This is a genomic window from Streptomyces sp. NPDC001970 (assembly GCF_053594115.1).
Window position 1 is genome coordinate 44,136 of record NZ_JBSFDW010000013.1, and the last position, 12,736, is coordinate 56,871.

The following is a 12,736-nucleotide window of genomic DNA, read 5'->3' on the forward strand; positions in this document are numbered from 1 at the left end:
GTTGGGGTGGAGAGAGCAGGACTGGTCGGACACGCACCGGCGGTGCGCGGACTGGGGGAACGGTGGTTCCGGCTGCTGGAGCGGGGTGGCGACGAGGACTTCGTCAGTTCGCCCGCCGGGCTGTGGCTGGCGCTCGGGGCCGTCGCCGCCGGGGCTCGGGGCGGGACCGCGGCCGAGCTGCGGGAGCTGCTCGGGGTCGCGGAGGAGGAGGCCGCCGGGGCCGTGACCGGGGTCGCGCGGGCGATCGCCGGGACCGACTCGGTGGCGGTGGCGACGCGGGTGTGGAGCCGGGTGCCGGTGTACCGGGCTTACCGGGAGGCGCTGCCGGACATCGGGTTCGGGCATCTGGACCAGGACGAGATCGACGCCTGGGTGTAGGAGGCAACGGGCGGGCAGATCGAGAAGCTGCCCGTACGGATCCAGGCCGACACCCTGCTCGCGCTCGTCAACGCCTTGGCTCTGAAGGCCCGTTGGGCGACTCCCTTCGAGTCGCACAGCACCCGCCTCGCGCCCTTCACCGACGCCGCGGGCGCCCTGCACCGAGTGCCGACCATGCACCGCAGCCTGCGGCCGGGCGAGGCATGGACGGCGGGGACGGTCACGGTCGTCGAGTTGTCCTGCGCCCCCGCGCCGGGCGGCGGGGCACCGGCGAGGGTGCGCTTGTGGCGGCAGCACCATCCGGGCGTTCCGCGGTCGTGGATCCGCCGCGCGAGCACTGGCAACAGCAGGTGTCGTCCAGCTGGTGATCACCGCAGGGGCGCTGGCGACCTCCATGACTCCGCCGGCCGCAGTGGGAGCGCTGGTGCTGGTGACGATCGTGGTCGGATACGCGAGGGAGCGGCGTTCGCCGGAAATGCCCGTGAGCCGGTAGGTCGAACGCCGTGAGCGGTCGGCAACGCGCCCCGGCGACGGATGTTCGGCCGGGGCGCGTTGTCGTGAGGTCAGCCCTGCTTGGGCGCGGCCTGCTGGACGACCTCGAAGGACCACGCAGGGTGGAGTCGCCTGCCGCGGGCTTCGGGCCGGGTCGGGCGGGCTCAGGTCAGGCGGGGGGCGATCTTCTTGACCTTGTTCGTCCGGACGTTGATGAGGGTCGGGTGTTCCCGGTCGCCGACTCCGTCGTGGAGCATCTTGGCGACCTGGTCGGTGTCGGTGGCTTCGTGAGCGTCGATGCCGTAACTCGCGGCGGTGGCCACGATGTTCAGCCCGGGCAGGTCCAGCCCGGGGACGCCGGCGGCGCTCTCGATGTCGGCGAACTGCTTGAGGACGCCGTATTCCTCGTTGGAGGAGACGACGATCGTCAGCGGGATCTTGTACTGGGCCGCGGTCCAGAGGGACGTGATCGCGTACTGCATCGACCCGTCGCCCATGAGGGCGATCACCGGGCGGTCCGGGGCGCCGAGTTGGGCGCCGACAGCGGCGGGCAGCCCGAATCCGAGGCCCGCGCCGACAGCGGACATGTGGGAGAGGGCGGCGCCGGGCCGTACGTATTCCGTGATCGGCACCTCGTTGGAACCGGCTTCGCTCACGAACAGTGCGTCCGCCGGGGCGGCGTGGCCGACGGTCGCCCACAGGTCCGCGGCCTCCATCGGGGCTTCGGCCCGTTCCGGACGCGGTACGTCGGGCCGGGCCTGGGGGGCCGTGCGCGACGATTCGGAGATCTCGCCCAGCAGAGCCTCCACCGCGGCCCGGACGTCCGCCACGTAGGCGTCGCCGATGGGTGCGCGGGCGGCTTCGTCCGGGTCGCTCGTGATGTGGATGAGGGATGTGCCCTCGGGCAGATACGGGCCGGGGATGTAGGGGTAGTAGCGGAAGGCCGGGCCGCCCAGGACCACGACGAGGTCGTGGCCCTTCAGCGATTCGGAGATCCAGCCGGTGCCGGGCGGGAGCAGGCCCTGGTACAGGGGGTGGTTCTCCGGGAACCCGGACAGGCCCGGGAGCGGTGCCGTCCACACGGCAGCTTTGCTGCGCTCGGCCAGCTTCACGAACGGGTCCCAGGCTCCGGCGTGCTCCAGGTCGCCGTGGACGACGAAGGCGGGCGACTTCGCGGCGGAGAGCCGGCCGGCGATCTTCTTCGCCAGGTCCTTGCGGAACCCTCCGGCGTGGGTGACCTCGCGGTCCCGGATCACCTCGATCTCCGAGGCCTGGGCGCCGTTGAGTTCGTAGGGCATGTCGTCCATCGGCAGGGAGACGAAGACCGGTCCGGTGGGCGGGGACATCGCGATGTGGATGGCGCGGGCAAGGACCGCGGGTACCTCGCTCGCGATGGCCGGCTCGGCGGACCATTTGACGAACGGACGCGGGACCAGGACGGCGTCCTCGTTGGTCAGGAGCCACTTCTGATTCTGCATGGCACGACGCTGGTTGCCCGCGATGACGATGAGCGGCGTCTTGTTCAGGTAGGCGTTGTACAGGGCGCCCACGGCGTTGCCGAGGCCGGGCGCGGTGTGCACGTTGACCAGCGCAGGCCGCCCGGTGACCTGCGAGAAGCCGTCGGCCATGCCGACCGGCACCATTTCCTGCAGACCCAGGAGGTAGCGGAAGTCGCTGGGGAATTCCTCCAGCAGGGTCAGTTCGGAGGAGCCGGGATTGCCGAACCATGTGGTCAGCCCGTGATGCCTGAGCAGATCGATGGTGGCTTGACGGACAGTCGGCACAGCATGTCCTTTCGTCGCGCACTTGCGTCGTCGTTCCGATGACCTGTCGGGGATGCCCTGAGTTCCGGATCCGGCCGCCGGTCCGAATACAGAGCCGGTAGGGGCCATTGATGCCAGCCTCCAGACACTGGTCGCGAATTTAGCAGTGCGAGAGAGAAATCCGGCGTACCGCTCACCTGTTGTCCGGTACGCGGGTGGTCGGGAATGGTCGGCGGGCCGGCTCGCCCGGGCCCGAGCGATCGCACTGCCATCCGCGTCCAGGCGTAAGCGTCCACGTCCCGCCGTATCCGGTTTCCCCTGTCGCCGGTTGTGCTGACCGCAGGCATCGCGGGCGAGGGTCGCGTGAAGACGGCGCGCCGGAAAGGCCACCCGTACGGCCGATTGTGGGCGGCCGTTCATGACGCCGGTTGCGAACCCCGGCTATGAGAGAAACGTGCTGTATGAATTCTGATGCGTCACCACCCGCGTCAGGCCACCCGGCTCACGGCGCGGTCGATCCTGCACGTGATCGAGCGGGACGTGCTCTTCTTCACCGGCAACGAGGCCGTGGGGGGACGCGGCGCCCACTGCGACGAAGCTCTGCTGAAGGCGTGCGGTCGGCCCGTGACTTGCATAGGACCCGAACTGATCTCCGACCCGACCCGTAGGCACCCGCGCGATGCGATACACGCGTGGGCGGGAGCCCGCAGGACCCTGCACCATGAATGCCGAACCGACCCGCCGCGGAGGGATTAAAGGGCCGCAGTTCGGCAACTCCCGGCTGTGGGAGCGGTGGGAATCTCTACCGCCGAACCTGCGCGTCGCTGTTGCTCCGGGCATCTTGGCTGCGGCGCTGGGCATCGGTACGTCACTTGCCGATGCATTCGACGAGCCGAACCCACCCTCTGCGGGACACTGCTCTCACCACCCGTTCACCGAAGGGTGTTGACCGGGCTGGCAATTTCACGGAATGAAAACAGGTTCTTTTTGAAGCCGTATTCATGCCGATCGTCGAGCCTGGCGGAACAAGGATCCTGATCGGATTATCTCGGATGGGTTCATGCATGAGGACAGCGCCTCGTGGCACCCGACAAGAAGCAACCCGACGTCCCAACGCTGCCTCCCCAAGCGGACTTCACTCGGGGCGAGCATCTGGACCAGGGTGAGTCGTCCGCCGAGGAGCCGGTTCGGACGGGCCGGCGAGAGGGCTTCGGCCGTCAGCCTTTCTTCGGCGCGGCCTGCTGGACCACCTCGAAGGACCACACGGTCGAGCCCGTCGCGGCCGGCTTCGGGCGCTCACCCTCGCCGCGGTGGGCGGTCTGCATGGGGCCGGACATCCAGGCCTGGAACGAGGCTTCGTCACGCCAACGCGTGTACACCAGGTAGTTGTCAGTGCCTTCAACGGGCCGGAGGAGCTCGAACCACTCGAAGCCGTCCGAGTTCTCCACTGCGTGCGCGCGGGAGGCGAACCGCTTCTCCAAGGTCTCACGCTGCTCGGCGGGGACGGTCAGTACGTTGATCTTGACGACGCTCATGCCCTCATCCTGCCGCATGGTTGGGCGCCAACGGCGGAGCGGCGTAGTGGTACATCAGAGCACCTGTTGTGGGCGCAGGAGCTCGAACCCACTCGAAGCCGTCGGAGGAGTCCACTGCGTGCGCGCGGGAGGCGAAGCGCTTCTCCAGGACCTCGCGCTGTTCGGCGGGGAGGGTCAGTACATTGATCTTCACGACACTCATGGGGGCACGAGATGGGGCGGGACGTGGCGCTGGTCGGACATGCGCGGACGGTGCGAGGGCTCGGGGAGCGGTGGATACGCGAACTGGGCGCCGGGGACGAGGGCGGGAACGGGGGCGACTTCGTCTGTTCGCCGGCCGGGCTGTGGCTGGCGCTCGGGGCCGTGGCGGCCGGGGCGCGCGGGGAGACCGCGGAGGAGCTGCGGGGGCTGCTCGGGGTCGCCGGTGACGAGGCCGCCTCGGCCGTGACAACCGTCGCCCGGGACCTCGCGGTGAGCGAGGCGCTGGGCGTGGCCACGCGGGTGTGGAGCCAGGTGCCGGTGTACCGGGCGTACCGGGAGGCGCTGCCGGACATCGGGTTCGGGCACCTCGCCGAGGACGGCCGGGACAGCCAGGACGAGATCGACGCCTGGGTGAAGGAGGCGACGGGCGGTCAGATCGAGAAGCTGCCCGTGCAGATCCGGCAGGACGCTCTCCTCGCGCTCGTCAACGCCCTCGCTCTGAAGGCGCGTTGGCAGACGCCCTTCGAGGCACGCGTCACCCGCGCCGCGCCCTTCACCGATGCGACGGGCGCCGTGCACCAGGTGCCGACGATGCATCAGAGGCTCTCGCCCCATGAGGCGTGGACGGTGGGTGCGGCCACGGTCGTCGAGCTGCGCTGCGCCGCAGACGCGGCCCGCGTGCGCTTCGTGCTCGGCGAGCCCGGCGCGGGCGCGGCCGACGTGCTGCCCGCCGCCTGGGCGCCGCGCGTGCGATGCGCACCCGTCGACGCCGAGGTCGTCAGCCTCGCCCTGCCGCGCCTCACGCTCCGTACGACCGTCGACGTCACACCCCAGCTGCCCGCGCTCGGCATCCACCGGGCCGCGTCCCCCGCCGCCGACTTCTCCGGCCTGTCGCCCGAGCCGCTGGCCGTCTCGCAGGTCGTCCAGGAAGCCGTGATCAAGGTCGCCGAGCTGGGCGTCGAAGCGGCCGCCGTGACCGCGGTGGTCATGCGCGCGGGGAGTGCGCCCCGCCCGCAGCGGGTGGTACGCATCGCCTACGACAGGCCCTTCGGGATCGTCGTCCTCGACCGGACCGGGGAGATCCCGCTGTTCGCTGCCTGGCAGGCGACCGCCCCGGCCGGTGAGCGCACCCCGCCCGGAGCGGCCGGGTACGAGGGCCCGTTCCCGCCGCCTCCGCCGCTCCCGCCGTCTCTTCCGCCCATGCCCCCGCTGCCGACCGTGGAGGGCATGCCGCCCACGCTGCCCCGGCCGGTTCCACCGGGGGGCCTCAGTCCAGCACCCGCGCCAGAAGGAACCCGTCGTACCCCCTTGCCCCCACCGTCTGCACCGCCGTCGCGGTGAGCCTCGGGTGCTGCCCGACCAGCTCGACCATGCGGCGCGTGGCCCGGACGGCCTGGTCGTCGCTCGACGCGTCGGCGACCGCACCCTCGCGGACGACGTTGTCGACGACGATGAGGCTGCCCGGGCGGGACAACTTCACCGCCCACTCGACGTAGTTGGGGTTGTTCACCTTGTCCGCGTCGATGAAGAAGAAGTCGAACGGGCCCGCGCCCTCCGCCTCCAGCTGCTCCAGGGAGTCGAGCGCCGCGCCCACCCGGACCTCGACGGTCTTGTCGAGGCCTGCGCGGGCGAGGTTCGCGCGGGCCACCTCGGCGTGGGCCGGGCTGTACTCGAGGGAGACCAGCCGGCCGTCGGCGGGCAGTGCGCGGCCCAGCCAGATGGTGCTGTACGCGCCGAGCGTGCCGATCTCCAGGATGCTCCTGGCACCCTGGGTGAGGGCGAGCAGGTGCAGCAGCTTGCCCTGGTTGGCGGCGACGGCGATCTGCGGCAGCCCGGCCGCGTCACTCGCGGCGACCGCGGCGTCCAGGGCATCGTCACCCGGAGCGAGATGCTCGATGAAGTAGTCGTCCACGGCGTTCCATTGATCGTTGGCCATACCGGAAACGTACCGCGATCGCCGCTGCGACGAGCCCTCCTCCGACCGTCATCAGCCATACCGGCCGGTACGCCACCTGCCACCGTCAGCAGCTCGTCGTCCCACACGATCCGCCGGTACGGTCCGTCGCCGCCCGCCTGCCGCAGCTCATGGTCCCCGCCGATGCGCGAAGGCAGGGGAAACTCCTGCTCGATCGCGGTCAGGAACGCCGGGGTGCCACCCGTCGGTTCCCCGACCGCGCCCTGCCCCGGCATCCTCCCCGCGTATGTCACCTCGGGCCCCGCACCGCCGATCGCGCCGTGCGGCTCCCTCCGGTGCTCGGCGAGTACGTACAGGGCCGGCGACCGCGGAGTACGCGCGAGGCGGCCGCGGCGCGCGGGGCGTTCCGGCCCACCGTGAAGCGCATGACGATCTGTTCCGTCCGGCCGTCCCAGTGGAGAGGAGGGCCGACGTCTCCCGCTCGACGGCCATCCGGGACGTCCCGTCCGGGATCATCGCCCCGCAGCCGCGCGCCTAGGCCGGCGCGATCAGCGACCCGGGCTGCAGCGCGAACAGCGCGCACACGACCAGCCACAGCCTGTGCATCCCCCGCATGCCTCTTCGGAGGGCAGCGGTGGAGCGTTCGGTTCCAGGTCCGACGGGGCCTCGCCAAGCCCGGCCTGGCCCGGCCCGAGGGAACACCTGGCGGGCGCTCCCTCGGGTGGATCGCCGCGTCCAGCCAGGATCCGCCCGCTGAGGCGGTTCCGCCACTTGATCAGGGCCCGGCCGGCAGTCCGAAGCCGACGAGGGTGCGACGCAATCCCTTGTGCGGCCGGTCGGCCTGGTCACCGCCGTAAGTCCGACAGACCGGGGCGAGCGCCGTTCCCGCCATCACGACCACCCCCCGTGCCGCAGAGTTCTCGACGCCCTGGAAACGGGAGCCGGGCGCACCTGACGGCGGCGACGCAGCGCCCGCGACCCCCTCACACCGACTCGGGCGTCCCGGGGCGGAGGGAACGGCCGCCGGCATCCGGACGGCATCCAGAGGGCATCCCGGTGGCACCCGGACGGCCGAGTCGTGCCGTGTCACGCGCTCGTGGAGAGGCCGCCCGCGGCGTGTGACGCGGCGTGGAGATCCGCGGGAGGCGAAACTGCGCGGGTACGGCGCCCCACACCCTGGTCGGAGGGCTTCATGACGAAACCGCTCATCGTGGTCACGGGGGCGAGCCACGGCATCGGCAGGGCCGTGGCGGAGGCCTTCGCGGCGGAGGGGCATCCCCTGCTCCTCGTGTCGCGGCACCCCACAGCACTCGAGGGGCTGCCCCCGGAACAGCTCGTCCGCGCGGCGGTCGACGTCGCGGATTACGCGGCGCTCGAAGCGGCGATCCGTGCGGCGGAGGACCTGTACGGACCGACCGAATGCCTCGTCAACTGTGCGGGATTCCTCAGGATCGGCGGCCTGGAGACCCGGGACCCGGCCGACATGTCCTACGAGGTCGACGTGCTGCTCAAGGGCGTGCTCAACGGCATCCGCGCGGTCCTGGGCGACATGAAGGCCCGCAACAGCGGCACGATCATCAACGTGAGCTCGGTCGGCGACCGCGCGCCGGGTCCCGACGGAGAGGTCTACCACGCCTGCAAGGCCGCGCTGCGTTCGCTGGCGGGCTCCCTGCAGAAGAGCCAGGCCAAGAGCAACATCCGCGTCGTCAACGTCGCACCGGGCTTCGTCAGGACCAACATCCACGCCGAGATGGGGATCAGCTTCGAGGAGTACGTCGAGCGCCTCGGCCACCCGGACTTCATCAGCGCCGAGGAACTCGCCGACATCGTCCTGTTCTGCTGGAAGCAGCCGCAGCGCATCTGCGTGCGCGACATCGTGGTGATGCCGACGAGCTCGGACTTCGGCTGAGCCGACCCCTCGGTGCACGATCACGCAGTGCACGATCACACCTGACACTCGAACCAGATCGTCTTGCCGGACGAACCGCTCTGCTCCACACCCCACTTGTGGACCACCGCATCCACCAGCGCCAGCCCTCGGCCTCTCTCGTCGTCGGAAGCCGCCCGGCGCAGGGACGGCAGGCCGGGGGAGCCGTCGCGGACCTCCACACGGAGGCCGGACGGGCTGCGTTCGATGAGGAGAGCGCAGCGCCGGTCGGGCACGTGGTGATGGACGTTGGCGAGGAGCTCGGTGAGCGCCAGCCCGGCGTCGTCGGCCAGATCCGGCATGCCCCACTGGACGAGGTAGTGGCGGAGGATGCGGCGCACATGGCGGGCGGAGTGGTCTCCGACTGTGAAGCGCATGGCGTACTGGGCGGCGGGGGCGATGTCTTCGTTCACGGTACGAGCGTGACGGCGGGCGGCTACTCTCGGCTACGGAACGAATACAACCCGTCCTGGAGTGGACGGAGTTGAGTACGAGGGGATAGCGGCGTGACCCACATCAACGTCCTGGACCCGAGCGCATCGCCGCTCGACTACTACGGCTACGAGCTCCGTCGCTACCGCGAAGCCGCCGGGCTCACGCAGAAGCAGCTGGGCGCGATCATCAACTACACGGGGTCGTTGGTCGGCCAGATCGAGACGGCCCGGAAGCTGCCGACGGAGGCGTTCAGCGAGCGGACGGACGCGGCGCTCGGGACGGGCGGGTTGCTGACGCGGTTGCTGGGGTTGGTGCTGCGGAGCCAACTGCCCGCGTGGTTCCAACAGGTGGCGGAGTTGGAGGCGCGGGCGACGGAGATCTGCACCTTTCACACGCACTTGGTGCACGGGCTCTTGCAGACGCAGGCGTACGCGCGGGCCGTACTCGGCGCCATGGACCGCAGCAATCTCGACGATCGGACCACGGTCCGGCTCGCGCGGCAGCGCATCCTCAAGAAGGAGGATCCGCCCGTGTTCTGGGCGATCATCGGGGAGTCGGCGCTGCGTCAGGAGATCGGTGGACCGGAGGTCGTGCGCGAACAACTGGCCCGTCTGTTGTCGTACGAGGACGACCCCCGGGTGAACATCCAGGTGCTGCCGTTCGAGGCTGGGGCCCACGCCGGACTGCAGGGCTCGTTTGACCTCTTCCGCTTCGCGAGTGACCCCGCCATTGTCTACACCGAGGGCTACGGGACTGGGCATCCAACGGCCAACCCGGACACGGTCAAGGACTGTTCGCTCCGTTACGATCACCTCCAGGCCGCTGCCCTGTCCCTCAAGGACTCGGCCGCGCTGATCCGGCGCATGATGGAGGAACGCTATGGGGAGCAACAACTCTGATCCGACGGGCGCCCGTTGGCGTAAGTCCAGCTACAGCGGCGACCAGGGTGGTTCCTGCGTCGAGTGCGCCCCTCTCGGCGGCGCCGCCTGGCGTAAGTCAAGCTACAGCAGCGACCAGGGCGGCGATTGCGTCGAGATCGCCGAAGCCCTCCACCTCGTCGCCGTCCGCGACTCCAAGGTCCCCGACGGCCCGCAGCTCCGCCTCACCCCGACCGCCTTCAGCGCCTTCGTCGACTCGCTGCGCTGATGCGCTGATGGGCTGATGCGCTGACGCCCCCGGCAGCATCGTTCAGCGGGCCCGGTCGACCTGCTGCTCTGCGCGACTGCCGTGCACCACGACCTGACCGTCCTGCATGTGGACGACGACTTCGCGGCGGTCGCCCGCGTACTCGGCGACGTGCGGAGCGTGACATCCGGGACGTGTGAGCGCCAAGGCCGGCGGGAGGCGGGGGCGGGGCGTAGGGGGGATGCCCCCGCCTCCCATGGCCGGGTGCTGCGCCCGGCTCTCAGGTGCCGACGGCGACCTGGAGTTCCTTGATGCCGTTGAGCCAGGCCGCGCGCAGCCGGCGTGGTTCGCCCGCGAGGTGCAGGTCGGGCAGGACGTCGGCGATCGCGTTGAAGATCAGGTCGATCTCGTGGATGGCGAGGGACTTGCCGAGGCAGAAGTGCGGGCCGCCGCCGCCGAAGCCGAGGTGGGGGTTCGGGTCGCGGGTGATGTCGAAGACCCCGGGGTTGTCGAAGACCTCGGGGTCGTTGTTGGCGGAGGAGTAGAACATCCCCACCCGGTCGCCCTTCTTGATCTTCTGGCCGCCCAGCTCGGTCTCCTGGGTCGCGGTGCGCTGGAAGGAGATCACGGGCGTCGCCCAGCGGACGATCTCCTCGGCGGTGGTCGCCGGGCGCTCCCGCTTGTAGAGCTCCCACTGGTCGGGGTGGGTGAGAAAGGCGTGCATGCCGTGGCTGATCGCGTTGCGGGTCGTCTCGTTGCCCGCGACCGCGAGCAGCAGCACGAAGAAGCCGAACTCGTCGGACGACAGGTTGCCTTCGCCCTCCGCCGCGACGAGCTGCGTGACGATGTCCTTCGCCGGGCACTGCTTGCGGTCGGCGGCCATGTTCATGGAGTAGCCGATCAGCTCCATGGCGGCGTCGGCGCCGATCTCCTCGGTGATGGCGTACTCGGGGTCGTCGTACGCGACCATCTTGTTCGACCAGTCGAAGATCCGGGCCCGGTCCTCCTGGGGGACGCCGATGAGTTCGGCGATCGCCTGGAGGGGCAGCTCCACGGCGATGTTGGTGACGAAGTCGAAGGTGCCGTCCGCGGCGGCGTTGCGCCTCGCCTCCTCGACGACCTTCCGGGCGCGCTCGCGGAGTGCCGTCTCCAGACTGCGTATCGCCCGCGGGGTGAAGCCGCGTTGGACGATCCCGCGGACCCGGGTGTGCTCGGGCGGGTCCATGTTGAGCATGATCAGCCGCTGGACGTCGATCTGTTCGCGGTTGATGTGCTCGTTGAAGCGGATGACCGCCGTGTTCTCGAAGGACGAGAACAGCTCCGGGTGCGTGGAGACGTACTTGACGTCCGCGTGCCGGGTGACGACCCAGTAGCCCTCGTCGTCGAAGCCGGTGATGCCACGGGACTGCGGGCACCACCAGACCGGTGCGGTCTGCCGCAGCTGAGCGAACTCCGGGAGGGGTATGCGGCTCTGGAGGAGGTCGGGGTCGGTGGCGTCGAACCCTTCGGGCAGCGCTGGACAGGGCATGGGGCAACTCCATTGTCTGACGGCCCATCAGAATTGCCCGCAAGGTAGTAACGGGTTCTACAACTGGCAAGGGTCATGGCGGGATCTGTTGCGTGCAAGGTGCGTGCACGACCCTTGCGTACCGGGGGTAAGCCTCATAAGACTGCTCTGAGAACTAGAACGCGTACTAGTTCTTCGCCGTACGCCGCGCGGGGCGCCGGGACGCCCCGTCGATGTACGCCGGCTGTGCGAGGAGAGGACGAGCTCATGGCCGCGGAACCCGTCATCGTCGAAGCCGTACGCACCCCCATCGGCAAGCGCGGCGGCGCGCTCGCCAATCTGCATCCCGCCTATCTGCTGGGCGAGACCTACCGTGAACTCCTCGGCCGCACCGGCATCCACGCCGACTGCGTCGAACAGATCGTCGGCGGCACGGTGACCCATGCCGGCGAGCAGTCCATGAACCCCGCGCGCAACGCCTGGCTCGCGATGGGGCTTCCGTACGAGACCGCCGCGACGACGGTCGACTGCCAGTGCGGTTCGTCGCAGCAGGCGAGCCATATGACCGCGAACATGATCGCGGCCGGGGTCATCGACGTCGGCATCAGCTGCGGGGTCGAGTCCATGTCGCGCGTGCCGCTGGGCAGCGGGTCCAAACACGGGCCGGGCAAACCCTGGCCGGACGAATGGAACGTCGATCTCCCGAACCAGTTCGAGGCGGCCGAGCGCATCGCGCGCCATCGCGGGCTGACCCGGGAAAGGGTCGACTCGCTGGGGCTGCTGTCACAGGAGCGGGCCGCCGTCGCCTGGTCCGAGGAGCGCTTCAAACGCGAGACCTTCGCCGTGCAGGTGCCCACGACGGAGGAGGAGCAGCACGCCGGGCAGGGCATGTGGCGGCTCGTCGACCGGGACGAGGGGCTGCGGGACACCTCGATGGAGGCGCTGGCCAGGCTGAAGCCGGTCATGCCGACCGCGGTCCACACGGCGGGCAACTCGTCGCAGATCTCGGACGGCGCGGCGGCGATCATGTGGGCGTCCAAGCGGATGGCGCGGGCGCTGAAGCTCAAGCCGCGCGCCCGGATCGTCGCACAGGCGCTCGTCGGGGCGGACCCGCACTACCACCTGGACGGGCCGATCGACGCGACCCGGGCGGTGCTGGGCAAGGCGGGGATGTCACTCAGGGACATCGATCTCGTCGAGATCAACGAGGCGTTCGCCTCGGTGGTGCTGAGCTGGACGCAGGTCTTCGAGCAGGACCTGGAGAAGGTCAACGTCAACGGCGGGGCCATCGCGCTCGGCCATCCGGTCGGGGCGACCGGGGCGCGGCTCATCACGACGGCGCTGCACGAGCTGGAGCGCAGGGACAAGGAGTTCGCGCTGGTGACGATGTGCGCGGGCGGTGCGCTGGCGACGGGGACGATCATTCAGCGGCTCTGAGACGGCCGGGTACGTACGCAC

12 protein-coding genes and 4 pseudogenes are annotated in these 12,736 nt (G+C 70.1%); 9 read left to right on the plus strand and 7 right to left on the minus strand.

From position 1 onward, the window contains the following. Positions 1 to 6: 6 nt before the first annotated feature. Positions 7 to 378, plus strand: coding sequence for a hypothetical protein (locus tag ACWCP0_RS17845; RefSeq protein WP_451079742.1), 372 nt, complete (start codon positions 7 to 9; stop codon positions 376 to 378). Between the two features lie 15 nt (positions 379 to 393). Next, a pseudogene (locus ACWCP0_RS17850) lies at positions 394 to 885 on the plus strand (serpin family protein); the annotation flags it as partial. Positions 886 to 1,034: 149 nt separating this feature from the next. On the opposite strand, the gene mdlC reads toward ACWCP0_RS17850, so the two are convergent. Beyond that, complete coding sequence (mdlC, locus tag ACWCP0_RS17855; RefSeq protein ID WP_451079743.1) at positions 1,035 to 2,654, minus strand: benzoylformate decarboxylase; 1,620 nt, start codon at positions 2,652 to 2,654, stop codon at positions 1,035 to 1,037. A 700-nt stretch (positions 2,655 to 3,354) separates the two neighbouring features. Here mdlC and ACWCP0_RS17860 point away from each other — a divergent pair. After that, positions 3,355 to 3,582 (plus strand): hypothetical protein, encoded by a 228-nt coding sequence (locus ACWCP0_RS17860; protein WP_451079744.1) that lies wholly within the window; start codon positions 3,355 to 3,357, stop codon positions 3,580 to 3,582. A 268-nt stretch (positions 3,583 to 3,850) separates the two neighbouring features. Here ACWCP0_RS17860 and ACWCP0_RS17865 read toward each other — a convergent pair whose 3' ends face one another. After that, positions 3,851 to 4,168 (minus strand): antibiotic biosynthesis monooxygenase family protein, encoded by a 318-nt coding sequence (locus tag ACWCP0_RS17865; protein WP_451079745.1) that lies wholly within the window; start codon positions 4,166 to 4,168, stop codon positions 3,851 to 3,853. 4 nt (positions 4,169 to 4,172) lie between these two features. After that, positions 4,173 to 4,370, minus strand: coding sequence for an antibiotic biosynthesis monooxygenase family protein (locus ACWCP0_RS17870; RefSeq protein WP_451079746.1), 198 nt, complete (start codon positions 4,368 to 4,370; stop codon positions 4,173 to 4,175). 11 nt (positions 4,371 to 4,381) lie between these two features. Here ACWCP0_RS17870 and ACWCP0_RS17875 point away from each other — a divergent pair. Continuing rightward, a pseudogene (locus ACWCP0_RS17875) lies at positions 4,382 to 5,491 on the plus strand (serpin family protein); the annotation flags it as partial. Between the two features lie 145 nt (positions 5,492 to 5,636). Here the strand turns inward: ACWCP0_RS17875 and ACWCP0_RS17880 are convergent. Together ACWCP0_RS17880 and ACWCP0_RS17885 are read right to left on the minus strand one after the other, a co-directional pair. Then, entirely contained in the window at positions 5,637 to 6,305 is a 669-nt protein-coding gene (locus ACWCP0_RS17880) for an O-methyltransferase (RefSeq protein ID WP_451079747.1), read from the minus strand. A 200-nt stretch (positions 6,306 to 6,505) separates the two neighbouring features. After that, positions 6,506 to 6,739: pseudogene (locus tag ACWCP0_RS17885) on the minus strand (DUF2330 domain-containing protein); the annotation flags it as partial. Positions 6,740 to 7,476: 737 nt separating this feature from the next. On the opposite strand from ACWCP0_RS17885, the gene ACWCP0_RS17890 reads away from it, so the two are divergent. Beyond that, a complete protein-coding gene (locus tag ACWCP0_RS17890) occupies positions 7,477 to 8,193 on the plus strand; it encodes an SDR family oxidoreductase (protein ID WP_451079748.1) in 717 nt (238 codons plus the stop codon). Positions 8,194 to 8,228: 35 nt separating this feature from the next. On the opposite strand, the gene ACWCP0_RS17895 is transcribed toward ACWCP0_RS17890, so the two are convergent. After that, on the minus strand, positions 8,229 to 8,588 hold the full coding sequence (locus ACWCP0_RS17895) for an ATP-binding protein (protein ID WP_451079853.1): 360 nt from the start codon (positions 8,586 to 8,588) through the stop codon (positions 8,229 to 8,231). 129 nt (positions 8,589 to 8,717) lie between these two features. Between ACWCP0_RS17895 and ACWCP0_RS17900 the strand changes: the two genes are divergently transcribed. The 3 genes and pseudogenes from ACWCP0_RS17900 to ACWCP0_RS17910 all read left to right on the plus strand — a co-directional run. Next, positions 8,718 to 9,545: a helix-turn-helix domain-containing protein gene (locus ACWCP0_RS17900; RefSeq protein WP_451079749.1), complete on the plus strand. Its 828-nt coding sequence runs from the start codon at positions 8,718 to 8,720 to the stop codon at positions 9,543 to 9,545. Beyond that, positions 9,526 to 9,792, plus strand: a complete 267-nt coding sequence (locus ACWCP0_RS17905; protein WP_451079750.1) for a DUF397 domain-containing protein — start codon at positions 9,526 to 9,528, stop codon at positions 9,790 to 9,792. Before ACWCP0_RS17900 ends, ACWCP0_RS17905 begins: the two co-directional genes overlap by 20 nt. Positions 9,793 to 9,825: 33 nt before the next feature. Continuing rightward, a pseudogene (locus ACWCP0_RS17910) lies at positions 9,826 to 9,948 on the plus strand (PIN domain-containing protein); the annotation flags it as partial. A 103-nt stretch (positions 9,949 to 10,051) separates the two neighbouring features. Here ACWCP0_RS17910 and ACWCP0_RS17915 read toward each other — a convergent pair. Next, on the minus strand, positions 10,052 to 11,299 hold the full coding sequence (locus tag ACWCP0_RS17915) for a cytochrome P450 (protein ID WP_451079751.1): 1,248 nt from the start codon (positions 11,297 to 11,299) through the stop codon (positions 10,052 to 10,054). Between the two features lie 246 nt (positions 11,300 to 11,545). Here ACWCP0_RS17915 and ACWCP0_RS17920 point away from each other — a divergent pair, with 246 nt between their 5' ends. After that, entirely contained in the window at positions 11,546 to 12,715 is a 1,170-nt protein-coding gene (locus tag ACWCP0_RS17920) for a steroid 3-ketoacyl-CoA thiolase (protein ID WP_451079752.1), read from the plus strand. The last annotated feature ends 21 nt before the right edge of the window (positions 12,716 to 12,736 follow it).